Raw genomic sequence first — 24,074 nt, 5'->3', positions numbered from 1 at the left:
GGTCCGTATCGCGCCTGACCGCGGCGCTATGCTGGTGCTCCTACGGCCGCCCTGTTGGCGAGGTCTTTCGGGTCATCACACTGTCACGCTTCGGCTATCCGCCTTCCCCCTCATGCTCAGTCCTAATCGATGCGGTGGACGCCCCCCAACAGCATCGCGATGTGCTGTCGTTTCCGACTGTGACACCATCGTTCAAACCCGATAACCGCAGTTTACTGAAAGAATCCACAAATTCGTAAGCTGCGGCAGGAGAGAAAAAAGCAACAGCTAGAAGACCGCCGCCGAGTTCCATAATATATCTTATGCAACTTTATAAGTATTGGCACTGGTTTCAGTGAGCGAATGCAGTTGCACCGCATCGAGGTCTTATCGAAGCTCATTGCTCAGGTCAATGTTACTTTAGATCCCCCCTGATCACTGATGAAACACCTAGAACCGGAAGTCGGTTACGCCGGAGTTTTCTGAAACGCCGGTGGCTGCTCGAGGTCAGACCATATCGGTTTTCGCTCGCGTTCCCTTCTCGGCTCACTCACCCCTTCCCTCTCGGCTCACTCACTTGTGCGGCATGCAATAGATGCCCTCGGATTCCATGAGTACCGCGCCGCCCTTTAACTCGCTCAATGCGCCGACCCAGGCTTCCGAATAAGTGCGGCTGGCATCCACGGCCGTCAGCCAAAGAACGCGATTGTCAGCCAGTTCGACTTTAACTTCCTGCTGCAAAGGGCTTGCCTGCACGGTCTGTTGATAGTGCCGTTTGATCCTGACATTGCTGGCCGGGAACTCAGCTTCGTTGCTGCCATAGTTCAGCACAAATCCAGTGTGGTCCTCGGCCACTGTGCAACTGCCGTCACGCTCACACACGATTTTTGCGGCGGTCTTGCAGTCCCATTTCAGTGAAGCGGGCCACATCGGATTGTCCGCGCTCGATCGCGGCTTGTCGCTCTGACCAGCCGCCGTCGAGACTGCCCATGTGCTCATTATCGCAGTCGACAGGAGAAGCGCCTTCAACACTTATTACCCTTCCCTGATCCAGTATTCGCATTGAGCTTTCGAAGCCATCGCTGTCGTCGGCGTGAATGAACCGGACAGAGACGTTTTGTGATCCTCACGGCGACTCGTCCTGCGTGATCACCTGGCTTATTGGCACGTTGAGATTGAACTGGCTTATGGCACGTTGAGATTGAACCAGCTTTTCTGGCGTAGGCCGTTCGCGTCGTCATACTCGATGAACCAGGGCTTTGCGCGCATCGGCCGAGAGATGGTGTAGTAGGTGGAGCCGTTACCAAGGGAATGCCCTCTATCGTTGCCCGTGATCTGGATTTTTGCCGTCACCAACTTACCGTTCATTTTGATCTGGGCCTGTCGAGATCCGTTGTCATGGTCTTGGCCGAGGCGACTATTCGTGAAAGTGACGGGCAGTGTGAGCCTGTCGGAGCTGATGCGGCAGATGTTCCGTTCTTGCCTCATTCCTGGCCGATCGGAGTCGTAGCTGCCAACTGCTTGCCAGCCAGAAGGACAATCCTCATACTTCTCGTATCTCGCGGCGCTGGAGTTGGCTTGCGGACAGGTCGGCCAGTTAAAACCCGGAGCTTTCATCGCCGCAATCAACTTGTAGATTGGCGGGTGGCAAGAAGGAGTGCCCTGCCAGTCACCGGACAGACAGAGGAGGACCTGACAGCCCCATTCCGATGCCTGTGATTGGGATGGAAGAGCTGCGGCGCCCGCGACGGCGGCTGCACCCACCAAGAGATATTTCAGTACGATCATAGCCTTTTCCTCGCGGCGGATTCTGATACTTTACTATGGATCATCCGCGCGAAAAAGGACAGATCGAGAAGGCAGGTTTGTGCGACTACATCGATTTATGAAACGAGACATCGCGGGCGTGGTCGACAACCCGTTGCGTGTCAACATTGCGACAACGCTGGAGCGGGAGAGAGCCAAGCGTGGCCTATCCCATATGCACATGGCCGAGCTGTTCCGGACTGTCGAGGGCGAAAGGCTTGCCTACCGGACCTACATCCAGACCGTGCGACAGAAAAACAATGTCACCCTGACGACGTTGCAAATCATGGCAAGCGGCTTGCATGTGTCAGTTGCGGACCTGCTCGCGGGCGGAAAAAAACTTCCCGAATGGGCGCATCAGTTGGACGAAAATGCGATCCGCAAGCGTCTGGCGCACATCATCGACATTGAGCGAAAACGACGCACTTTGCTCCGCTATGAGATGGCCGAGCTCATAGGCGTGGCGGAGGCGACATTCATGAAATTGGAACGCGCAAGCGGCAATATCAGCGTCGACACAATTGCGGCGATCGCCAAGGCGTTGAAACTTGATCCAGCGACCTTCCTCTTTTCCGATAAGGTCCCGCCATCAACTGATCTACCTGTTTCTGACGCCCCCGGAGGCGTAGGTTCTCATTTCAGAGAGCCGTAAGCTTCCAGCGTCATCATCCGTCTAAGCTGGGCTACACCGAATGGCTGGCAGGTTTTCGCCGTGATAGCGCATACCGGTGCAATTCAGGTGAAAATGGAGCAGAGCTGAGAGCTCACAGCTAGCCGCCCCACGAGTGTTCCTTTGTTCGCCCGTACCTGCGGCACGATTGCCAAAAAGTGGCTGCGGCGGAAGCCAGGGGAATTCTGACCTGTACAGTTGTGCCGACACCATGAGCACTCTTGATGATGAGCGTTCCGTTCAGCGTCGAGACCATCTGAGAACATGCGGTCAGGCCAAGGCCAGTATGATTCCCGGCTCGCGTTGAAAAGAAGGGAGTAGTTGCTTTTGCAACGATTGCAGGTGGCATGCCTGAGCCCTCGTCGGCCACTTCAAGCACGAGGTAAGTGCGCGGGAAAAAGGGGCGCCGCTTGACTGTCGCGGAGATGAGAACTCGGGCGTTTTTGGCGCTCGACGAAGCGGCCAGAGCGTTTTCTATCAGCTCATTAACAACCAACCGTAACGGCGTCGCCGGAACAGGTTGCACACGCGCTTTGGAATCGATCAAAACTTGCACCAAACTGCTGCGATCGTGCGCGAGATCCTCGAGGAGTGGGCCGAGCGCCACGGTGCTGGAATCTTGTGGCGCATAGGCGATCTGAAGGACACTGTTGGTGATCGATTCCAGTTCGGTAGCAGCACTGCGCGCAGCCTCAAGCATTTCGCCGCTCGGCTGCTTGTCTGGTTGTGCGTGCTCAAGGAACAGCCTCAAGGCTGTAACCCGCGATCGGGTCATATGCGCAAAGAGCGAAGCGAACGAGCGCATATGCTGGTCACGGCGATTGGCTAAAGCGTAACGCTGATGGATAACGAGATAGAAGGTAGCACCCAGGCCAAGTGCGATGGCGAAGATGAACCAGTTGCGCGAGGCCGCAATGTCGATGCTGGCGGTCTGCTGCAAGGTGGCACTGTGATCAACGGTAGAGCTGGAAATCTCGTAAATTGACTGTTCCAGCTTGGCCATCTCGGCAATGGCTTGGGTGTAGTTTCTACGCGCTGACACAAGAGGTGCAATTTTCTGTTCGAGGGTCAGGCGAATCCGGCCCAGGAGTTCGGCGTCATGGTCGGGAAAAAACCGGTTCAGATAGGGCAGGTTTTCCAACTGCGCGACGTTGACGCTCACCAACGCTATTTGTCGATCGATGTCCGCATCAAGCTTGCCCGTCTCGTCGGCGATGCGAAGATAACCATAGACTCGCAAAAGACGCTCGCGAATCTGTGCCGTACGCCACTGAATCTCGAAGGTCTGATTGAGGATGGCATCAGTCTCCTGACGATAGCGGTTCGATTGGATGAACGTCCACGCACTCAGGCCAAGCGCCGCAGCCATACCGAGATACGGCAGAACAGTGAACAAACGGCCGTTGAAGAACTTCATTGCGTGGCGCGCAGGATGACTGGGAAAAATACCCAGATCGAGTTTCTTGCGGGAACGTAGGAGGCGGGCAGCTGGTCGAAGGGCCAAACGATGAAGATGGGGCCTTTCTCTACCATGCTGATCGGGCGGAAATCCTGACCCGGCAGGCAATGTGAACCGGCCTTGTCGTTCTCGTTGCAACGACGCTCGATCGCCAGGATCGGATTATAGGACCGGATTTCGTCCATATGAATATCGGAAACGAAGTTGTCATAGGCGACAACTTTCACCTCCTGCGCGGCGGTGATTCCGGCCTTGGCAAGCACATTTGCAAGCAGCGGCCCGCGATATTCTATTTTCTCGTTGTCGCTCGTCCAGGGCGTACGCGTGTCATAGGTCTGTTGCGGAAACTCTGCCCGCAGCTGCTTTACCGAAAAGACGGCGACGGTCTTGCCGCTGGCGTCTTGAACCGACACTTCGTTGGGATCGAGGGGAATTTCCTCGGCGGCGCTGGCGAGCGGAAGGGACAGGGCAAATATGACGGCGAGAGCATTACGCAACATCTTCCACATCCTCGTATTCGCGGGGTCCATCGTTCTTGGCGAAGAGCACGCAAGGTCCTCGGGAGCCCCGCGGATCGTAGGCAAATCCCTTTTCTGCCAGGGCAAGCGTGATGTTGCGGACGCCGTCAAGGCCATAGAGATGATCGTGCAGCTCAAGAAAAATGCGCTCGACGCCGGGCAGCTCGGCATCCTGCAGAAGTTCTTTCTCAGCACCTTCAATGTCCATGACGAGGGCGTTTATTTGATGATCGGTGATGAAACGATCGACGTCGGCCGAGACGATCGAAAGTTCGCGCTCATATGGTCCTTGGTCTTTGTCCGTGGAAGACATCCAAAGGTCCCGGCGAACGTAGAAGGTGAAGGACCGCGGCGGGCCTGCTGTGAGGATACCCTGGGAATATGTGACATTGTCGAGATCGTTGGCCGCTATCACGCGCTTCGCTAGTTCCGCAGTTGCGGGATTTGCTTCAAAAGCCCACACCTGAACGCCGGGGATTTTCGCGATCAGTGCGGTGATGATGCCGATACCGGACCCTAGCTCCAGTACGCGATCGCGCGCCTTGACTGCCCTGAAAATCCACTTCGCTTCCTTCGCCTCATAGCTCTGGCTTTGAAGCGCTTGCCAGATGACCGGCGAGACATCCTGCGGTTCCACGGGAACCTTGATCCCATGTACGGTTAGAGAAGCCATCGCGATCACAGCCCCTGTGGTAGCGGATGACCTTGCCTCATGAGTTTGGCCCGGGCCTGCTTGTAGTACCTTTCGGCAGAGCCGGCATCGATGCCCAGCCGCTCTGACATGAGGGCGAAAATCTCTTTCCGTTTCACACCAGGCGCGCGGCGGGCCATCATGTCGATGATTTCATGCTCGCGAGGCGTCAGAACGGAAAAACGATAGTCGGGCCTTGTCATGGCGACTCGGGAAAGGCGCAGGGAGAAGCCCTTGGATGAAATGTCCTCGAGCACGTCGCTGAAAACGCCGGGCGCAAGGCCGGTTTTGCCGAGATAAGCTGCGGCGCCGATCTGCTGGAAGCCTTCGGCCTCGGTTCGATTGTCAGAGCCGGTGACGACGATATGGATGGCGCTCGCAGAGGCTTCCATGATTTTGTCGACGACAGCAACCCGAGCAGTTTCTGACGTGGGATCAAATCCGGGCAAGCCGGGATCAATTACGATGAGATCAAATTGGATGTTTTGAAGCTCTCTGGTCGCAATCTCCAAGGTTTCGGCACCTACGACGATGCAGTCATGGAAGCTTGCTTGCACTTCGTTCATTAATGCCAGACGCATAAGCGTCTGGTCTTCAACCACCAGGGCACGAAACATTAGAAGCCAATCCTTCTACGCAGGCACCCCCGCCCGGCCTTAGAATTGTCGCTACAAAATAGGGATGATGCCATCCCTATGTTTCCTTACCTCCCGAGGTATCAGTATGTGACCAATGTACGCCAGGAGGAGGACGATGGCTATTCAACTGGTCTGCAGCAACGGACAAATGGAACCGGCTGAAGGTGTCGCGAATCTTATTGCGGCACATCGTCAGAGCCTGGCCATGCTCGAATATCTCGGCAGGCGATTGATGGAAGCTGAAGGGGCGGACGCGGCCTTGCTGGGTCAGAGGATGGACGCGGTTATGGCGCAAGAGGCCGCGGCACGAAGGAGAGCCGCCATCGCTCCAGTAGCCACTGTCGCGGATATGAAAATGAAGGCAGCTTATTTCCAAGGGTTGATGGGCCATGGCTGGTGCGAAATTGACGTTGACGATTTGCAGGCGGTGCTCGGTTCTTTCACGAAACTGCAATCCTAAGAGAAGAGTGTCGAAAGCCATGCTGTGATGGCATGCCAGGCGGCATAAACTCCCGCGGGGACCAAGATAATAGCGATGAATGCGACGGCATCGCCAATTGAGCGGTCGGTGCGTCCTTGCACAGGATATCCATGGTAATGGTTGTGGGCGTCGTCATCACGGCTCATCATTATCTCTCCGATATGCGTTTCAGCAGAAGTTGTACTGGGTGCTGAAACCTTGTGTTCCACAATCCTCTGCGCTTCGACTTCGCATCCAATTCGGCAACTAGGTAATTGCCGTTGACTGCCTTGCCTTTTACTGTCGTCGCCGCAAAAGCATATCCCGTCGAGATGAGGGCCGTTCCGACGTCGATTGTTTCGCCTTTCAACTGCGCTCCGCATATGACAAAAGCCGCCTCGTCGAGCGCGTAGCCGATTGGCTGGCAGGTGATTGCCGTGCCGTCAAACAGCGCGGCCAAGTGCGCCAGCGATGCGTTGCCGCAATCAATTTTCCTACCGCCGGCCTCCTCTGCGATTGTCCCTCGTAAACACGATTGGACCCCATAGAGATGGAACAGGCGGTCTCCATCGCGCCATGTATCGCCGGTTAGCAGTTGAACCGACTTCGATACTTGGAACGGAGTCGGTTCGGTGGAAGCATTGCTCTCCTGGGTGTGAGCCGGTGCGGATAGTGCAACGGCAATGGCTGCGAGGCTGAACCGTCTCATTTTTGGAACTGCTCGCCCAGTTCGCCCGAATGTTCCAGATCGGGCCGCAGAGATTTGCCATCCTTGTTACCAATCGCCGCCATGTCGAAAAAGACCATTTCGTCATCATCATAGGCGACGGTGTACGGGTCGTTTGCATCGCCTGCACCGACGAGGGAGAAGCACGACACGGCATCGGGTTCATCCTTCTTGCTTTGCAAAACAAGCGTCTTGCAAAGAACGACAGATGCACGGTGGTTGTAGATCCCCTCTTCGTAATCTTGCGCGGCTTTCGTGCAGTCCCATTCTTCGGTTTTATAAGTGATTTTTGGCTTTGGGCACGCTGTGAGGCCGCGCAGCCGATACGTCGCGCCGTTGATAACGCGCTCAGTAGCCGAGTGCACCTTCACCGGCATCTTCAAGGCGGTAACGTCACGCCGATAAAGCGCGCCCTTGGCGTCATAGCGCTCATAGACAAAGACCTTCTCGCCAGGCTTCGAGAACTGAAGCAAGTAGTCCTTCGATGGCGGTTCGAAGGCATTCGGGGCGCTCGCGCCGGCTGCGAAACCCACGGTGCTGTGGAGCAGCAAGGCCACGAATATGGCTGTCTGTTTCATCGGATTTCCGTTCTCGTCACGCTTATCGATTGACACTTTACTAGGGCAGAGTGTAGCCATAGTAAAGTGTCAAATTGTGGCAAGCCAATGATTCGACCTCTCCTGATAATATCGCTTTGCGGTGCCATAGCGCCTTTCACGGCGCTGGCTCAGGACATGGCATCAGAGCGCGTTGCGGTCGCCTTTGCAACGCCGGCGAAAGCTGTGGCGGCAACCGGTATAGATCGCTCCGGGGCTTGTGAGGGTGGCAACCGTGCACAGATCGCGAGCCTTGTGCGCTCAATAGCGGCTGAACAAGGATTTGACGCCGATCTAGCCGAAGCAATTGCATGGGCCGAAAGCGATCTTGGTGCCAACCAGGGTCCGTCAAAAGCCGGGGCCTTGGGAATCATGCAACTGATGCCAGGAACGGCCTCCGATCTCGGCGTGACAAACCCCTGCGATACACGGGCAAATGTCCGGGCTGGTATCCGGTATCTGAAGTCACTCTACGATCAGTTCAAAGATCCGCTGCTGATGCTCGCGGCTTACAACGCCGGGGCCAACAACGTCTACAAGGCGAAGGGCATTCCGGTGAATCCGGAGACGGCAGAATACATCGTGAAAATATTGAACCGCTGGAAGTTCGGCGGTGTCGTCAAAAAATCCACCCTACCCAAATTGGAAACGCTCGCGGCCGTTCCATCAGCGAGCGAGGACACTTGGCAGGATGGTCATGTCATGGATTTCGGCAACTGAAAGGAGCCAAGGGTGGAATACAGGAAAGCGGGCAAATTTATTGTCAAGTTGGCCCTGGCATCAGCGGTCGGAATGGCTCTCGCGCCGGCCAGTGCATATGCACAGTCGGCGGCACCGGTCGAAAATGTGCTGGAATGGTTCGTCGGCGTTCTCCAGGGCAACATCGCACGCTCATTTGCCATTATCGCGGTCTGCTTTCTTGGCTTCCTCGCGATGACGGGTCGTCTGGCCTGGATGATGGCATTTTCCATCATCATCGGCATCGCTCTTATCTTCGGCGCCGCCCAACTGGTCGACTCTGTTCGCGCAACGGCGGGAGGCGGCTGACGCATGGACGACGAAGAGGTCTATGTCGAGCCTGTCAGCCTGCCACTGACACGCCCGCCGATGAAATGGGGGGTGCGGTATGAAGTTTTCGCGCTGAACGGCATCCTGGCGGTGATCGGTTTTATCGCAACGAGCAGCTTCATGCTCGGCCTTGGCGTGTTCGGCGTGATGCATCTTGTCAGCGCGTATCTGTGCCAGCGGGACCCCTACATGTTTCATATTTTCGAGCGGCGCATCTCCAAACGCGGCGCGGTGGCTAACCTCACTTTTTGGGGGGCGAGGAGCTATTCGCCATGAGCGTCGACGCCGACCTGAAATTTGGCCGTGAGCGGCGGCGTGAAAAGCCCGCGGCGATGCACATCCCCTACCTTCGCCATGTCGATGACAATCTGATCGTGACGAAGAGCGGCTTTCTCGTCGGCGTCATCCAGCTCAGTGGCCTGCCGTTCCAGACGATGGACCAGGCCGAGTTGAACAGCCGAATGTTCAACCGCAACACCACGTTCCGCAACCTATCGACCTCTCGATTTGCGGTCTACACAACGATCATCCGCCGCCACGTGACGCCCGAGATCGAAGGCGACTTTGACAATCCTTTCGTGGCCGAGCTCGACGCCCGCTACATGGATGAGCTTGGGGCGAAAACCCTTTTCGTCAACGAGGCGTATCTGGCGGTCATACGACGACCGATGGTCGGCCGCGTCGGCTGGGTGGACAAGGCGCTCAATGCGTTCCGCATCAGTACCGCAGGCGAAGAAACCCGCGAAGAGGCGATAGCCGAACTGCATGACGTTCTCGACGGCGTCGCCAAGGATTTTACCGCTTATGGTGCGCGTCTTCTCGGTGTCGTAAAGCGCCGCAATAGCTTCTTTTCCGAGCCTGCGGAATTCTTGGCGAAGATCCTCGCCGGCGGCGTCGACGTGGAAATGCCTTTGCCGCGCATGAGCCTTGGCGATGTGCTGGCGACGCGGCAGCTGTTTTTCGGAAAGTCCGCGCTGGAACTTCGCGGACCGGACGCTGGCAAGCTCGGCGCCATGGTGTCGATCAAGGAATACCCACCGTTCACCGCGCCGGGCTCATTGGACGGTCTCTTGCGCCTGCCACATGAGTTCGTCCTGACGCAGAGTTTCGCGATCGAAGATCGTGTAACGGCGATGCGCAGGATCAACACCATCGCGAACCAGGTTGAGGGCTCCGACGAGGCGGGCACGACGGTCGAGGAGTCCGTCCACGATGGCGCCGACAAGCTTGCCGGCGGCGAAGTCGTCTTCGGACAACATCATATGAGCGTCATGGCCTTGGCATCGGACATGACTGGTCTCAACCGAGCCCTGTCCGACATTACGGCCGAGCTTTCGCGCATGTCGATCGTGCCGGTCCGCGAGACCCTGAACACGGAACTCGCCTTTTGGGCGCAGTTGCCTGGAAATTTCAGCTACATCGCGCGACGCGCGTTGATCTCGTCTCTTAACTTCGCCGGGCTGTTTTCAGGACACAATTTCCCGTCCGGCCAACGTGAGCGGCTGCACTGGAACCGGCCCATCGCCTTGCTCGAAACGACCAGCCAGACGGCCTATTATTTCAATTTCCACGTTCACGATGTCGGGCACTTCACGGTGTTCGGCCCGACCGGCTCGGGCAAGACCGTGGTGCTGTCATTCCTGATGGCGCAGGCCATGCGCATCATGCCGCGTCCGCGATGTGTTTATTTCGACTACATGCGCGGCGCTGAAATTTTCGTTCGGGCGCTCGGCGGTCGCTACGAGGTGATGGAACCTTCTCAGCCGACCGGGTTCGCGCCATTGCAGCTTGGGGACACGGCAGAAAACCGTTCTTTCCTGGAAGATCTGCTCATCTACATTCTAACGCCGGAAGGTGGCGCGCTGGACGTCGCGGAGATGCGCGTCATCAACGCCGCCGTCGACATGATCTACAAGATTTCGCGCGAACAGCGCACCTTCGACCTGCTGCCGGAAGTGCTGCGGGGCTCGCTCATGCCCGGCATGAACGATCTGGCCGCGCGGATACAGCCCTGGCTCGACCCGAAGGACAAGGGCTGGCTTTTCAACAATCCCGTCGATCTGGTCGATTTCTCGAAACCCGTCGTCGGGTTCGACATGACCAAGATCCTTGGTGACCGAAAGCTGCGCTCGGCGGCGTTGCTCTACATCTTCCATCGTCTTGAGGACGTCATCGACGGCTCGCCGATCATGCTCTTCCTCGATGAAGGTTGGAAGCTGCTGGACGATGAGGTTTTCGCCGCTTTCATCAACGAGACGCTGAAGACCATTCGTCGCCGCAACGGCGTGGTCGGCTTTGGCACGCAGACAGCGGAAGACGTCGTCAATTCCTCCATCTCGTCGTCGCTGATCGAGCAAACGAAGACCAACATTTTCTTCCCCAACCCGAAGGCGAGCAAGGAGTCCTATATGGAGCGCTTCTCGCTGACAGCGAAGGAATTCGAGTTCGTGCGCCGAACCGCCAAGGAAACACGCACCTTCCTCGTCAAACACGACAGCGACTCGATCGTCGCCAAGCTCGATTTGTCGGCGATGCCCGATCTCATCAAGGTCTTGTCCTCGAACGAAGCCAACAGCAAGGAATGCGCACGGCTCCGGGAAACCTTCGGCGACGAGCCGGAGATGTGGCTGCCATACTTCTGCGGATGGGAGAACGAGCATGACGAAGCGGCTTAGCAGCGCTTGTCTGGCCGTGGCACTCGCGACGGCGGAAAGCATGAGCTTGGCTGTCGCGCAAATCGCGGTCGTCGACGATCCGAACCTCGACAAGCGACAAGAGGACGAGCAGCACAGCAAGACGTCGGATGGAGCGAAGAAGGACGAAACTAACAGGAAAAAAAGCGTCGTCTGCACCTATTCGAACAAATACCGCTCACAGATGTTTCGCCGGTCGCCGGCCGACGCGTTGCAGCGCGACGCCGGCAACGTAAAGCTGATCCGCTACTATGCGCAAAAATACGGCGTGCCAGAAGGCCTCGCGCTCTCCGTCTCCTATCAGGAATCGCGCTTCGACACATGCGCCGGCAGCCACACCGGCGTCAAAGGCGTCATGCAGCTGACCAAGGGTACCGGCAAGTCCATGGGACTGGACCGTGACGTGAACGAGCAGAACGTCGAAGGCGGTGTCAAATATCTCGGGATGGGCGTGAAGCAATGCGGGGCGACGAATTACAGCTGTCTCGCCTCCTTCTACAACGGATCGAACGCTGGCGAGCAAAACCAGTGGGCCGGCGGTGTCGGCCGCTGGAACAGCTACTTCAACGACTATGTGTCGAGCGGCAAGGCTCCGGCCGCCGCGCCGACACCGTTCTCGATCGTAACGGCCGACGGCGCAGGCGGCACGGCTCAGGACGCGGCCATGGGCGCAGTGAGGAAGGCGGCTGGCGGCCTTGATGCAAGCTCATCGCAGATGGGCGCCAATGATGCGGCGATCGACGCGCTAGCTGGCACCGTTGGCCAGGTGACGGAATACAAAGACGCTTGGGAGCTGAACTCGTCGGCTCGTGGGATCAACGCCGATGTCACCAACCAGTACCTCGCCCGGGCGGGGGACTTCACGGCGGTGTTGGCCCAACTTCTGTCGTTGCAGAACGTTCAGGCATCGCAGTCGGCCAAACTGGTGCAACAGCCGAAGAGCGGCTCTCCAAACCCGTTCTCTTGTGATCCCGCGGAACTGGAACGGTTGAAGATCGATCGCGGCCGGTGGCTACCATGCGCACTTGAGAACGCACGGGCAAGCTCAGCCGACAGCCGCTCGATAATCATCACCCCCGACCCTGCTGGCGCTGCCAGCGTGATCGATTCCTTGCAGGAATAGGAGGCTGACATGAAGAAATTCGCGATTGCGGCCAGTCTGGCACTTTGGGCAAGCACGGCCTTCGCACAGATTGCCGTCATCGATGGCGCTAATCTCGATGTAGCCCGCAAGAATGCGGAAAACACCAATTCCATCATGGCCTCGAATAAGGATATCCTGAAAAAGAGCGAAGAGATCCTGCAGGCTCTCAGCGGCAGTCGTGACGGTTCGCTTGGAATCGGACAAATGGGCCTCGGCGGCGATATGTCGATTGCCCAAGCTCCGTCGTTCGGATCGATCCTGAACGGCGGCGCGCTCTCGCTTGGCGGCCTGTCGCCCGAAATCCAGAAAATCGCCGGCGCTGTGATCAACGGGCTTCAGCTGGTGAAGCAGCTCCAGCAGATCGCCGGCAAAGAGACGAGCGCCGTCAACTCAGCCTACGGCGGCAGCGTCAACGTGGCCTCGCTGCTAAGCGCGTTGACTTCGCAGGCCTCGCAAGGCGTAACCCAGCGCGAACAATCTCTCCGATCCGCCAGCGGGCAGATCGGCAAGTCGGAGGACGTCAAGGGTTCGGTAGACCAGAACACGCGAATGCAGCTCGAAAACGCGCGCGCGGTCAACGAATTGATCGGCGTCCAGAACGGTGCGGTCGCGGCATTGAATGAGAAGCTGAAGACAGACCTTCTTCGTCAGAGCCAGGTCCAGAAGATGATGACACCTCAAAACGTCAATCCATTCGCGGATTTTGGCAAGAGCGGAGGCTAGCACTTGTTGCGGCGGGTGTTGCGCATATGCCTCGTGATTGGGCTCAGCGCAGGGCTTTTCGGATGCGCAAATCGCGAACTGAAAGCGCCGTGCGGGCCTTTGGCGTATGCGCACGCCGACGAATGCGGCGCGCTGAAGCCGGTCAATTCAACGCCGTTCGCCAGCATCATTGACGAGGATCCATGAACGGTCTCGCCGAAAGCATTCTCGGTGGCATTGACAACATCGGTGAGGACTTCGTCCGCACCGTCTATCTGCAGTTGGGCAATGCGATGGGCAACGTCTTCACCCTCATGCTGACCCTCTATATCGCGTGGTGGGGCTATTCGATCCTGAGTGGGCGAGAGTCGATTTCGCCAATCGAAGCGGCTTATCGCCTCGGCCGCGCCGTCATCATCTATCTGCTGCTGACCGGATGGGGCACATTTTCGGCGACGATCTATCAGCTCGTGCAAAGCATTCCAGACGAGGTCGGTAAGGTGATCGTCGGCGCCGTGTCGCGGGCCACCGGCAATCAGCTTAGCGACCAGGCGGCAATTCCAGCGCTTATCGACAATCTCTACCAAGGGGCGCAGGACGTCGCCAATCAGGTCTATAGCGGATCCTTCTATGACATTTTTGGCGCGCTCTTGTCGCTGCTCGTCCTGCTGTCTGCCATCATTTTCGCAGCGCTTGCCATTGCCGCGATCATCGCCGCCAAGGTGATGTTGTTCATCACGCTGGCCTTGGCGCCGATATGGATCATCCTTTGGCTTTACCGATGGTCCTCGCGCATGAGCGAAGGCTTTCTTTCGCTGACCACCTTCCTGATGATCCAGCAAATCCTGATCTACGGCTTTCTCGGTTTCTACTTCTCGCTCGTCAATGCGGCGCTGAACACCGCCACGTCCGGCGGAGCGACCATGGACAGCAAAATGTCGCTGGTGCTGCCCTTGGTGCTGGTGACGATCATCGGCATCTACGTTCTCATGCAGATACCCTCGATTGCTTCGATCCTGAATGGCGGCGGGTATCTCAGCACCATGGGCGCTCGTTACTCATATGGGACGTTCGGCAGGAATGCCGTGCGCTATTCCGGCGCGCGATGGGCCGCAGGCCGCGCCGCTCGCGGCGCCCGGCAGCTCGCGGCAAACAGTTTTCGATCTTCGCGAGCAGCGAGGTCGGATGCCGCGACCAGGTCCGCCATCCAGCAAGGTGCGCGCGATAACTCCAGGCCTCTGGCCTAGAACACAAGAACGATCACCGATCGCGGCCTGGATCAGGATGCGTCGCGCAAACGAGGCAATGGTAAAGTGTCACATCCAGTAGAAGCAGCTGCTGACCGCAGCAGCGAACTCGTCGACAAGCGCTATTACAGGGCGGGCGCGACCTGGGAAGACGACACGCACCGGTCCATGCGTCGATCGCGTACGTTGGCCTGGATCGTCAGCGGCGTTTCTGGACTGGTGGCCGTGCTGTCGCTGCTGGCGCTCGTGCTTATCCTGCCGCTCCGGCAGTTCGAACCGTACGTTGTCGAGGTCGACAAATCGACGGGCTACCTCGAGATCATGCGCGCGCTCAAGCCTGGAGATTTGTCTCAGAACGAAGCCGTCACGGCGGCCAATCTGGTGCGCTACATCAGGGCCCGCGAAACCTACGATTCGCGTGAACTGAAACAGAATTACGACCTGGCGCAACTCTACTCCACCGAAGCCGCGTCCAAGGATTTGACATGGCTGTACACGCCTGCAAATCCGCAATCGCTGGACAAGATCTATGGCCGCAATGTCACTGTCTCGGTCGAGATCAAGTCGGTTTCCCTGCTCAACCGCAACACCGCCTCGGTGCGCTTTGCCACGACGACGCGGCGGGACAATTCGTCCACGGCCGACAATTGGGTGGCGGTGATAAAATTCCGCTACACCTCAACGCCACTGAAGAACGAATGGCGTTTCGACAACCCGTTGGGATTTCAGGTTACGGATTACCGCCGCGACCAGGAATCGGCACCCGCTGCGGGAAGCCTGCAATGAGATGGCACATGGGCCTCGCGCTGTCGGCCGCCCTTCTGCTCGGCACGATGCACGGCGCGGCCGCACGCGACGGCCGCATCCGATATGTCACCTTCAACAATGACGACGTGACGTCGGTGCGCGCAGCTCTTGGCATTTCGACCATGGTCGAGCTCAGCCCGACCGAAGTCATCGAAACCGTGTCGGCTGGCGACACGAAAGGCTGGTCGATCATCCCCAAACGCGGATCGCGGTTTCTGTTCGTCAAGCCGCTGGAGCGCGATGCGTGGACCAACGTCAACGTGGTCACTAGCCGGCGCGTCTATTCCTTGCTGCTGCAGGCGACTGACAATGATCGGGACCGGGCATCCTTCCAGGTCCGGTTCAAATACCCCGACGAGGATATCAACGCGCGCCTGCTCTCACAGGCCAAGGAGAGCGCCGCCGATCCGGATTTGAAGGACCTGAATTATGCCGATCTCAACTACGACTACGCCTACAAGGGCCACGACAGCCTGAAGCCGCGCACCGTATTCGACGACGGCACCAAGGTGTTTCTGGAGTTCAAGGGCGACATTCCTGCGATTTTCGTTGTGGACGACAAGCGTCATGAGTCGCTGGTCAACGTTCGCACGCAAGGCAAATACACCGTCATCGACAAAGTAGCACGGCAATTCACCTTGCGGGCCGATGGCAAGACGCTCTGCCTCTACAACCGGGCGCGACCCAACGCCATCGATCCGGTCGAGCAAGTCTACGGTCCAACGAAACTGACAGGCGGTTCCACCCTGTTCGGATCCAGCGGAGGGCGGTGATGACCCAGATAGATTATAACCAGCTGGACGGCAGCCCGACGGTCGCGCGCCGCGGTGCGGGCGTGGTCACCAGGATCGCCCTGGTCGCCCTCGGCGTGGTGCTGGTTGGCGCGCTGATATGGCTGAACTGGCCTCGAGAGCCGGTATCGCGCGATGTTCGCAGCGACGGCGAGGAAAACTTCAACCCGCCCGAATTCCGCCCGCCGGCGTTGAACGAACCGCCGCAACCTGCCGACGGCACGATCGACCAGATCGTGGTGCCGCCACCGGCCGCCGACCAGAGCGGCACGCAACAAGCCGATAATGTCGATCAGACGGTGGAGGAGGGCGCGGATCTCGATGCGCAGCGACGCGCGCTGGAGGCGCAAATGGCGGCCGAGGAAGCTCGCCGCAAGGCCGAGGAGGAAGAAGCCCGACGCAAGGCCGCAGCGGAGGACGAGGCACGCCTTAAGGCGGAGGCCGCCGAGCGCGAAAAGGCGGTGTGGGAACGCCTGCGGTCGAACCAGATGGTGACGAATGATCAAACTGGATCGACGGATGCCGGCGCCCAGGCGGCGCAGGTCGAAATCGCGCCCGACGGTCAGATCATCCCGGTCCCCGGCGCCGACAGTGATCCCAACAAGGCCTTCCTGGCGCAGTCTGAGGCAAGTTCTTCCGGCATCGTCAAGGCCAGGGTCTTCCGGCGCACTGACGCGTTGATCCCTGAAGGAACGATCATTCGCGGCTATTTGGAAACCGCGGTCAACACCGACCTTCCAGGCGCCGTGCGCGCGGTCGTGCGTGAGGATGTCTTCTCGCTCGACGGCAGGCGGATCCTCATTCCGAAGGGCTCGCGCCTGACCGGGGAATACCGCTCGGGGCTTGCGCGCGGTCAGAAGCGTGTTTTCACCGTCTGGAGCAGGGTCATCCGCTCGGACGGCATTTCCGTTGATATCAAGTCGCCCGGGGCAGACGCGTTCGGCCGCGGTGGCATGGGCGGCCGTGTCGATACGCACTGGGTTGAACGCTACGGCAACGCCATCATGCTTTCCGTCGTTGGCGGTGTCTCTGAATATCTGTCCTCGCTTGGCGATCGCAGCCAGGATGGACAACAGCGCCAGGTGTCGACGAACGATCCGGTAACCGGTGAGACCACGACCGTAACTTATGGTGGCAATGGCTCGCAGCGCGATGCGCGCAGCATCGCCTTCGATAAGTCATCGACCGCCCTGCAACAACTCGCGCAAGAGGCGTTTCGCGACACGCAGAACATTGGCCCGACAGTCTACGTCGACCAGGGCACATCGATTGTCGTGCTGGTGCGGCGAGATCTCGATTTTTCGGACTTATACGCCGACCCCGTTCAGGAAGAAGTGGCGCGCCTCAAGGCAGGTGGGCGGCCGAAGACGGCGATCGATCCGACGCCTCTCTACGGCACGCCGAAGGATCATTTCTATCCCGGCTATGGGAGCCCGGTGAAATGAATGCCGTGCATCCCCTCCCCGACCCTTGGGCGAGAGCCCCGGTCCTGCGCGCTCATCTGGAGCCGATATGGCCCTATTTGAACGAAGATGCGGTTTCCGAGATTGCAATCAACAGGCCGGGTGAATTGTTCATCGAGCGCCTCGGCGCGAAGGAAATGGAGCACGTCGTCAAGCGCGAGGTCACGCCAGGCTGGATTAGGCATATATCGACTGGCGTCGCCTCGGCGACCAACCAGGTCATCAACGAAGAAAAGCCGGTCCTGTCGGCCGCTCTTCCCTCGGGCGAGCGCATCCAATGCATCTTGCCGCCGGCGGCTCCCGAAGGCGGGGCGATTTCGATCCGCAAGCAGGTCATCATGGATATGAGCCTGGATGCCTACAACGATCTCGGCGCATTCGAAAACACCGCGATGGGCAGCGGACTTGCGCTGTCAGCCGAAGAAAAGCGACTTGTCGAAATGCTGCACGACACTTCGCCGATGGAGTTCCTGCAGTATGCGGTACGCAACCGCGTCTCGATCGTTGTTTCAGGCGGTACGTCGACCGGCAAGACGACGTTTTTGAATGCACTCCTGAAGGAGATCCCAGCCCATGAACGGATCATCACAATCGAAGACACCCGCGAACTGAGGCTGCCGGCCCCCAACAACGTTACCCTGATAGCCTCGAAGGGCGACCAGGGGCTTGCCAAGGTCTCCGCGCAACAGCTGCTCGAGGCCTCGCTTCGCATGCGGCCCGACCGTCTGATGTTGGGCGAGTTGCGCGGCGCTGAAACCTTCGCGTTCCTCCAGGCGATCAACACCGGCCACCCGGGTTCGCTCACCACCGTTCATGCCAATTCCGCCCGGTCCGCCTACGAGCGGCTGGCGCTCATGGTCATGCAGGGCAGCTCGGGCCTCGCACGAAGCGAAATCCTCGACTACCTGCGCGAGGTCATTCCGGTGGTCGTGCAGATGGTCCGCACCGAAGGCGGACGGCGTGGCATCAGCGAGATCAAGTTCACCAAGGCGGAGACGATCTAGCGGGGCCCATCCATGCAGAAAGTCGGAACAGCAATTTTCATGGTGCTCATGGCGATGGCCCTGGGCGGCCTGGTCTTCACCGTCGCCTATGCCGCGACGGATTGGTACCAGACGGGCTCCCACGTCCTGTTCGACCAGCTGAACGCCAATCCCTTGCCGGTCGTTCGTCAGGCTTGGGCGGACACGATGGCGAGGAATTTTGGCCGGATACAATACGCCGTTGCGGCAGGAGCATTGGGGTTTCTCTTGCCACTGGTCAGCTTGTTTCTCATGCGTCCGAGAAAGCGCAATGACTCTCGCTTCATGACCATGAGCGACGTATCAAAAACCGGCCTGACGAAAGTGGGCGGCGTCTTCGTCGGTCGAGCCGGCGGCAGGCTGGCCGAAATTTTGTCGCCCCGCCGCGATCAGCGCTCAGGCAAGTTCCGCTTGACGCAGCGCAGGCTGATTGGCGGCAAGAAATTGTGGATTGATGGCGATGATGTCGGCGGCTTCGTCATAGGGCCGCCGCGCTCGGGTAAAGGCACGTCTCTCATCATCCCGAACGCCTTGACCTGGCCGCATTCGCTCGTGGTTCTCGACCTGCGCGGCGAGACCTATGCGGCGACCGCCGGCTACCGTTCCACCATGAGCCGCGTGGTGCGTTTCGCGCCGGCAGATCCGGACAGCAATACCGCATGCTACAATCCGATGGACTTCATCTCGCTGGATTCGGCACAGCGCGACATCGACCTTCGCAACATCGCTGCGGCATTGTTTCCGCGGCCCCCGTCCAACGCAGACCCGTACTGGGTCAACGATGCCCGCCTCCTTTTTACCGGCATCGCGTCCTTCGTCATGGAATCGCCCGCGATCCCAAACGAGAAAAAAACCTTTGCCACAATCCTCGAGATCATGAACGGCGCCGAGCAGCCGCTCCTGGAATTCATTGGCTCACTGCGCGAGGAACGCCGCCGCGAATGTTCGCATTTTACCCTGCAAACCCTGCTGCCATATTTTGAGATGTCCGAGCGGCAGTTTTCCGGAATCTACGCTGGCGTACGCACCGGCATGGCCCCTTTTCTCAACGAGCGCCTGATGCGAGCTACGTCGCGCAGCACGTTCGATATTCGCAGGCTGAAGCGCGACCGGATCTCTCTTTATCTCGACGTGCGGCGCGAGCAGATCACCTCCCTTGGACCGTTGTTCAACGTCCTGATTACGCAGTTGATGAACTTCATGTCGGAAACTATGCCGCGTGCCGACGAGCATCCGGTGCTTGTGCTGCTCGACGAGTTCCAGAACCTCGGCAAGCTCGAGAACGTGACCGAAATGGCGAGCGTGCTCGGCGGCAACGGTGTTTCGATGTGGTTCTTCGTACAGTCGCTGAAGGCTGTAGACGAGATCTATCGCCAGGAGGGGCGCAAGACACTTATCAACGCGGCTCGCGTGCAGATCTTTTTCGGTGCGCAGGACGCTGACGATCTGCGCTACATTTCCGAGCAGCTCGGCGAAACGTCGGACGTTCAAAAGGACGTGACGCGAACCAAGGCAACCTTGTTCGACACTTATTACACGCGCTCCGAGCACCGCAAGCAAGTGCGGCGGCCTCTTATGCGGCCGGATGAAATCCGCACGCTCGACAAGAACAAGGTCATCATATTGCCGCGCGGCGAACTGCCAATTCTCGGCACGCGCAATTTCTATTTCGCCGACGGCCGGCTCGCCAAACGCGCGTTCATGCCCCTGCCCGCCTCTACCGACGCTTCGCGCACGAAAAGCCCTGCATTGGACGCTTCTGAGGCGGTTCCATCTCATGCGCTCCCGACGATTGTGCCGACAGCACCTGCGTACCGCTCGGGCCTCGTGCAGACGCGCCTGCGGCGCGGCGCGACATTTGCAGCAAAAGCTGACCGTATGGCTCTGCCGCGGGGCCGGCGCGCAATCGTAAAAGAACGGCCGAAAGCAACCGACGCTGCGGTCGTACCAGCTTATACCGCCATAGATTTTTCCGCGTTGGCGGCTAAAGCGGTCACGACAAGGATAGCACCCGATAAAGAAGCGGCGGTGGCGGCGATCCTGAACAATGTGCGCTCTCTCCGGGCCCACGCATCCGACAAAGAAGCTTTCGACCGAAATTTGAGCGTCGTCGAAGACACCTTGCCCGATGTAGTCGACGGGTAGGAACTGCTGCGCCCTGCTCGTGTCAGATAGAAGAGCGGCAACGTCATGCCTCAGGCCTTCTGTATCAGCCGCCAGTTGCCGGGCGGTGCCGCTTGAGCACTCCAGTCAATCGCCGCGTAGAATCTTTGCTTCGCGCGCGACCGCGACGAAAGCCCTGCGGGCGGCGGGTGGATGAAGCTCACCTCGTATAACCTTCAGACAGGCGTCCATAGCTGCCCTGTGCTTCTCCGTCTGACGACCACCAAGATCCCGCAGCAGGATGGAGGCCGCATCATTAACATCGAACACGGTGCGTTCTGTATAGCGGCCAATCTGAATCACAACTGGCCTCTCAAATCTTACCAAGCCGGTCATCTACCCTCACCCTTGAAACTCTATCAACAACAGCCTGCGATCACCGGCGGAAGAAAAATCGCGTCGGTTGATCCCGCTTGCGGGTTGCCCCGGTCGGCCGCTCAATCGAAAGTTTAGTAAGAGGTGGGTTTCCACCCATGTTCAATTCGAGCAGACGTTGGTCCAATTCCTTGTCCGCCGCTGTGAGGCGATGGTTAAGGCGCAGATAGTCCATCCAGGTCGGCGTGCGGAAGGTTTCTGTCCAAAGCGAGGAATCCTGAAGATCGCGCTGGAGGTTCCAGTGCCTGGCGCCGACGCGGCTTTGCACCCGCCGTCGTTCCTGCATCTGATCGAGGAAAGCTTCGACGTTTGCCTCCGGTATTGAGTACTCGATCTTGATGACGATCGGGCCGCTTCTCGGCTTCAGGTCGAGAGCGAGTTGCGGTGTCTCGAAGCCAAAAGGATCCTGATCAGAGTCTTGCCATTGACGGATCGGCAACAGGAACCCGCTGGCCGCGACCATCAGTAGCGCAGCAGCTGAAATCTCCAGGGCTGAGGCAAGCGAATAGTTCTCAGCCACCATACCCCACAGCCAACTGCCGGCCGCGATACCACCCGACGAAAGGGCATAATAGATCGAGAGCGTGCGACCAACGACCCACCTTGGGCTTGCCAATTGAACGCTTACGTCGAGCCCCGTCCAGGTGACCACCCATCCCGCGCCGCCGAGCGCCAGCGCAATAGCAGCCACTGCCACTGAAGACGTGAGAGCAAGAGATAAACAACACGCCGCGCAAGCAATGCATGCCAGTATTGTCAGTCGCTCCTGGGAGAGCGACCGTCTCAAAACATTGTTGCAGATGCCGACGCACAAGGCGCCGGTCCCGAAGCCAGCCATCAGGATGCCATAAACGATCGGTCCTCCGCCTAATTGATCGCGAGCAACGACAGGCAGGAGCGCGAGTATGGAGATGCTGGTCAGGCCAAAAAGCGCGCCACGCGCGATTGCCGCCTTGATCTCCGCCGATAGTGCGGTGAAGCGCGCTCCGTCATGGATGGCCGTGGTCAATGGCTCCCGCGGGAGGGGGGACGAGCGAACATCCCATTTGCGGCGCCCTATGGTCCACAGCAGCGCTAGATAGGTCAGCGTCGCCACAGCGAAAGCTGTCAAAGGTCCAAAGGAGGCAACGACAATGCCACCAATCGCCGGACCGACGCTTCGAACAGCGTTATATCCAACCGAGATGAGCGTAACCGCGGCTGGAACTTCGCGTTTTCGTAAGATGTCGCCGACCGACGCGTGCCAAGCGGGATCGGTGAAAGCGGCGCCCGCTCCGGCCAAACAGCTGAATGCAAGAACCATCCATGGATTGAAAATTCCCAAGCCTGCAAGAACCGTCAGCATCGCCGAGGACAGCGCTATCACGGACCAGCCAGCGAACATCAGATTGCGGCGGCTGAAATTATCAGCCAGGGCTCCGGCGATGATCGACAGGACGAATGTAGGCAACGTCGTCGAAGCCTGCACCAAGGCGACCATCACGTCGGAAGTCGAAATGGTCGCCATCAGCCAACTGATGGCGACAGTTTGAATTAGCCAGCCAAAGCTGGACACCTGCGTAGCAAGCCAGATCGATCGGAAAGTTGCATTCTCGAGCGGCGCAAATGTCGCCGACGAAGCTGGAGTCGCATCTGCGGGCGCCACCCTGCTCATTGGGTTGAGCCCTCCCCTCGGTCTATCGGTCGCGTTTAGAGGTGCCCTCCCGGCGCAGGTGCCCGTGGAGGAATAGCAGCATGAGCGCATTTGCTAGGGATAGCGCAAGACAATTCTTCACCGCCGGCGCTCTGGCCGAAGCGATTACTTGGTCTGGAAGAAAAGGCGGATGCAGCCTGACCGCAAATCGGGCATCGCACCGAGTTAGGAATTGCCGCCTTCGGGAAGGAGACCTTCATTCCGCGCGGGAAACGATGCCCATGGAAAGCCTGGGACGACGGCGCCGATTTCTATCAGAGAGCTGGCCCGCAGCGGATTCAACGAAGCCGGGCCACACCTACCTAGCCGCCTTGATGCACGGCGACTAAGCTTTTGACGGCCTGAAGCGACATTGTGGTCGCCGTTGCGGTGCTTTTCCACGCGCCTCGTCAGGCGCCGGGATTGCTCCGTCGTGATGGCAGGCGGGGGTTTGCAGGTTGCGGTCGACGGGTTCGTATCGGGGCGTCTGCCCCCATCGTTATGTCGCGAGTTGGGGCATGCGATCGAGGACGATGCGCAGGATGCGCTGGTCGGGGCACGATGTCGGCACGTGCAGGCGGATTTGCGATTTCATCTCGACCACCCGCGCAGCGATTTTGATGAGGCGCAATCGCAGCGTGTCGAATTGGGCGACGGCAAAGCTCGAGCGCCTCGGCATCGCGGCCCGCAAGCCCCACATCAACCAGTAAGCAGCGGCATGCAGGAATAGCCGGAACTGGTTGGCCGTCGCTCTGGTGCAGGATGTGCGGTCGGCGGCAAGATGCGTCTTCCACGACTTGATGTGGTTCTCGGCCGCGCCGCGCCGGCAGTAGACATCCTCGTAGAGCGCCTTGGCCTTCCCACCGGCAAGGTTGGTGACGACGAAGCGGATATCGCCACCTTGGGCGCCGACCTCGACCCGCGCGATGATGCGCTCGACGCGGCTCCAACTAGCGGCGCCGTCAACGAACTCCTTGAACCTGCGGACCCTGCCTGTCTTGGCCGACGCTTCGAAGCGCGCCGTCGTGCTGGCCTCCAGATCCGCGACATGCTTGCGCAGGCTCGTGGTGGGCGCGAGGCCAAAGATGAAGTCGACGTCGTTGGCGCGGCACCAGTCGATGACCTGCGGGTTGCAATAATGGCTATCGCCGCGGAGCAGGATTCGAATGTTCGGCCAGTTGATCCGGATCGCCGGCACCAGACGGCGCAGGTGGGGGCGGATCTCAGCCCCACTCGGCCGCTTGGCCGGTCGCAGGGTCGCGCTGACGAACCGTCCCGCACCATCGAACACGACGATTGGCTGGAAGCCGTACTCGTCATGGTGGGCATTGAACAGGCGAAGCTGTTGGCCTCCGTGCACAGCGTCGAAGGTGTCGTCAATGT

25 protein-coding genes are annotated in these 24,074 nt (G+C 58.9%); 14 read left to right on the top strand and 11 right to left on the bottom strand.

Annotation, left to right across the window (positions count from 1 at the left end; all coding sequences use genetic code 11):
• Positions 1-552: 552 nt before the first annotated feature.
• Together NKH60_RS29910 and NKH60_RS29905 are read right to left on the bottom strand one after the other, a co-directional pair.
• Positions 553-1,011 carry a hypothetical protein gene (locus NKH60_RS29910; protein WP_352707228.1) on the bottom strand — a complete coding sequence of 153 codons (459 nt, stop codon included), beginning with the start codon at positions 1,009-1,011 and terminating at the stop codon, positions 553-555.
• 153 nt (positions 1,012-1,164) lie between these two features.
• Positions 1,165-1,767: a hypothetical protein gene (locus tag NKH60_RS29905; protein ID WP_352707226.1), complete on the bottom strand. Its 603-nt coding sequence runs from the start codon at positions 1,765-1,767 to the stop codon at positions 1,165-1,167.
• A gap of 97 nt (positions 1,768-1,864) precedes the next feature.
• Here NKH60_RS29905 and NKH60_RS29900 point away from each other — a divergent pair, with 97 nt between their 5' ends.
• The gene (locus tag NKH60_RS29900; RefSeq protein WP_352509865.1) at positions 1,865-2,437 is read left to right on the top strand and encodes a helix-turn-helix domain-containing protein; all 573 of its coding nucleotides are present in this window, start codon (positions 1,865-1,867) and stop codon (positions 2,435-2,437) included.
• Positions 2,438-2,555: 118 nt separating this feature from the next.
• Here the strand turns inward: NKH60_RS29900 and NKH60_RS29895 are convergent, their stop codons facing one another.
• From NKH60_RS29895 to NKH60_RS29880, 4 genes are read right to left on the bottom strand one after another with little or no spacing between them, the layout of a single operon-like run.
• The gene (locus tag NKH60_RS29895) at positions 2,556-3,872 is read right to left on the bottom strand and encodes a sensor histidine kinase (protein ID WP_352874422.1); all 1,317 of its coding nucleotides are present in this window, start codon (positions 3,870-3,872) and stop codon (positions 2,556-2,558) included.
• Positions 3,869-4,423 (bottom strand): putative pterin-binding protein, encoded by a 555-nt coding sequence (locus NKH60_RS29890; protein ID WP_352874421.1) that lies wholly within the window; start codon positions 4,421-4,423, stop codon positions 3,869-3,871. The genes NKH60_RS29895 and NKH60_RS29890 overlap by 4 nt, the downstream gene beginning before the upstream one ends.
• Positions 4,404-5,105, bottom strand: coding sequence for an FkbM family methyltransferase (locus NKH60_RS29885; protein ID WP_352874419.1), 702 nt, complete (start codon positions 5,103-5,105; stop codon positions 4,404-4,406). Before NKH60_RS29885 ends, NKH60_RS29890 begins: the two co-directional genes overlap by 20 nt.
• Positions 5,106-5,110: 5 nt before the next feature.
• Positions 5,111-5,740, bottom strand: coding sequence for a DNA-binding response regulator (locus tag NKH60_RS29880; protein ID WP_352874417.1), 630 nt, complete (start codon positions 5,738-5,740; stop codon positions 5,111-5,113).
• A gap of 136 nt (positions 5,741-5,876) precedes the next feature.
• Here NKH60_RS29880 and NKH60_RS29875 point away from each other — a divergent pair, with 136 nt between their 5' ends.
• Positions 5,877-6,221: a hypothetical protein gene (locus tag NKH60_RS29875; RefSeq protein ID WP_352874416.1), complete on the top strand. Its 345-nt coding sequence runs from the start codon at positions 5,877-5,879 to the stop codon at positions 6,219-6,221.
• Between the two features lie 169 nt (positions 6,222-6,390).
• On the opposite strand, the gene NKH60_RS29870 is transcribed toward NKH60_RS29875, so the two are convergent.
• A complete protein-coding gene (locus tag NKH60_RS29870) occupies positions 6,391-6,930 on the bottom strand; it encodes a thermonuclease family protein (protein WP_352874414.1) in 540 nt (179 codons plus the stop codon).
• The gene (locus NKH60_RS29865; RefSeq protein ID WP_352874412.1) at positions 6,927-7,526 is read right to left on the bottom strand and encodes a hypothetical protein; all 600 of its coding nucleotides are present in this window, start codon (positions 7,524-7,526) and stop codon (positions 6,927-6,929) included. The genes NKH60_RS29870 and NKH60_RS29865 overlap by 4 nt, the downstream gene beginning before the upstream one ends.
• A 156-nt stretch (positions 7,527-7,682) precedes the next feature.
• Here NKH60_RS29865 and NKH60_RS29860 point away from each other — a divergent pair, with 156 nt between their 5' ends.
• The 12 genes from NKH60_RS29860 (at position 7,683) to NKH60_RS29805 (ending at position 20,626) form a co-directional block, all read left to right on the top strand.
• Complete coding sequence (locus tag NKH60_RS29860) at positions 7,683-8,264, top strand: lytic transglycosylase domain-containing protein (protein ID WP_352874410.1); 582 nt, start codon at positions 7,683-7,685, stop codon at positions 8,262-8,264.
• Between the two features lie 12 nt (positions 8,265-8,276).
• Positions 8,277-8,591 carry a TrbC/VirB2 family type IV secretion system protein gene (locus NKH60_RS29855; protein ID WP_352874408.1) on the top strand — a complete coding sequence of 105 codons (315 nt, stop codon included), beginning with the start codon at positions 8,277-8,279 and terminating at the stop codon, positions 8,589-8,591.
• A gap of 3 nt (positions 8,592-8,594) precedes the next feature.
• Positions 8,595-8,888, top strand: coding sequence for a VirB3 family type IV secretion system protein (locus NKH60_RS29850; RefSeq protein ID WP_023803028.1), 294 nt, complete (start codon positions 8,595-8,597; stop codon positions 8,886-8,888).
• Positions 8,885-11,287, top strand: coding sequence for a VirB4 family type IV secretion/conjugal transfer ATPase (locus NKH60_RS29845; protein ID WP_352874406.1), 2,403 nt, complete (start codon positions 8,885-8,887; stop codon positions 11,285-11,287). Before NKH60_RS29850 ends, NKH60_RS29845 begins: the two co-directional genes overlap by 4 nt.
• Positions 11,271-12,428 (top strand): transglycosylase SLT domain-containing protein, encoded by a 1,158-nt coding sequence (locus NKH60_RS29840; protein WP_352874404.1) that lies wholly within the window; start codon positions 11,271-11,273, stop codon positions 12,426-12,428. Before NKH60_RS29845 ends, NKH60_RS29840 begins: the two co-directional genes overlap by 17 nt.
• A 9-nt stretch (positions 12,429-12,437) precedes the next feature.
• On the top strand, positions 12,438-13,172 hold the full coding sequence (locus tag NKH60_RS29835) for a type IV secretion system protein (RefSeq protein ID WP_352874402.1): 735 nt from the start codon (positions 12,438-12,440) through the stop codon (positions 13,170-13,172).
• 182 nt (positions 13,173-13,354) lie between these two features.
• Positions 13,355-14,398 (top strand): TrbL/VirB6 family protein, encoded by a 1,044-nt coding sequence (locus tag NKH60_RS29830; protein ID WP_352874400.1) that lies wholly within the window; start codon positions 13,355-13,357, stop codon positions 14,396-14,398.
• 66 nt (positions 14,399-14,464) lie between these two features.
• The gene (locus tag NKH60_RS29825) at positions 14,465-15,184 is read left to right on the top strand and encodes a VirB8 family type IV secretion system protein (protein ID WP_352874398.1); all 720 of its coding nucleotides are present in this window, start codon (positions 14,465-14,467) and stop codon (positions 15,182-15,184) included.
• A complete protein-coding gene (locus tag NKH60_RS29820; RefSeq protein ID WP_352874396.1) occupies positions 15,181-15,978 on the top strand; it encodes a TrbG/VirB9 family P-type conjugative transfer protein in 798 nt (265 codons plus the stop codon). The genes NKH60_RS29825 and NKH60_RS29820 overlap by 4 nt, the downstream gene beginning before the upstream one ends.
• Positions 15,978-17,441, top strand: a complete 1,464-nt coding sequence (gene virB10 / locus NKH60_RS29815) for a type IV secretion system protein VirB10 (protein ID WP_352874394.1) — start codon at positions 15,978-15,980, stop codon at positions 17,439-17,441. Before NKH60_RS29820 ends, virB10 begins: the two co-directional genes overlap by 1 nt.
• Positions 17,438-18,463 (top strand): P-type DNA transfer ATPase VirB11, encoded by a 1,026-nt coding sequence (gene virB11, locus NKH60_RS29810; RefSeq protein WP_352874392.1) that lies wholly within the window; start codon positions 17,438-17,440, stop codon positions 18,461-18,463. The genes virB10 and virB11 overlap by 4 nt, the downstream gene beginning before the upstream one ends.
• Before the next feature lie 39 nt (positions 18,464-18,502).
• Positions 18,503-20,626, top strand: coding sequence for a type IV secretory system conjugative DNA transfer family protein (locus NKH60_RS29805; protein WP_352874390.1), 2,124 nt, complete (start codon positions 18,503-18,505; stop codon positions 20,624-20,626).
• Positions 20,627-20,731: 105 nt separating this feature from the next.
• Here the strand turns inward: NKH60_RS29805 and NKH60_RS29800 are convergent, their stop codons facing one another.
• The 3 genes from NKH60_RS29800 to NKH60_RS29790 all read right to left on the bottom strand — a co-directional run.
• The gene (locus NKH60_RS29800) at positions 20,732-20,980 is read right to left on the bottom strand and encodes a DUF982 domain-containing protein (protein WP_352468908.1); all 249 of its coding nucleotides are present in this window, start codon (positions 20,978-20,980) and stop codon (positions 20,732-20,734) included.
• 40 nt (positions 20,981-21,020) lie between these two features.
• On the bottom strand, positions 21,021-22,673 hold the full coding sequence (locus tag NKH60_RS29795) for an MFS transporter (RefSeq protein WP_352874389.1): 1,653 nt from the start codon (positions 22,671-22,673) through the stop codon (positions 21,021-21,023).
• 517 nt (positions 22,674-23,190) lie between these two features.
• Positions 23,191-24,074, bottom strand: an 884-nt coding sequence (locus NKH60_RS29790; RefSeq protein WP_352874387.1) for an IS1380 family transposase, incomplete at its 5' end; no start/stop codon positions are given.

It is taken from the genome of Mesorhizobium sp. M1006 (assembly GCF_040318825.1).
Lineage (GTDB): Bacteria > Pseudomonadota > Alphaproteobacteria > Rhizobiales > Rhizobiaceae > Mesorhizobium.
This window is presented reverse-complemented; position numbering and strand designations above follow the sequence as displayed.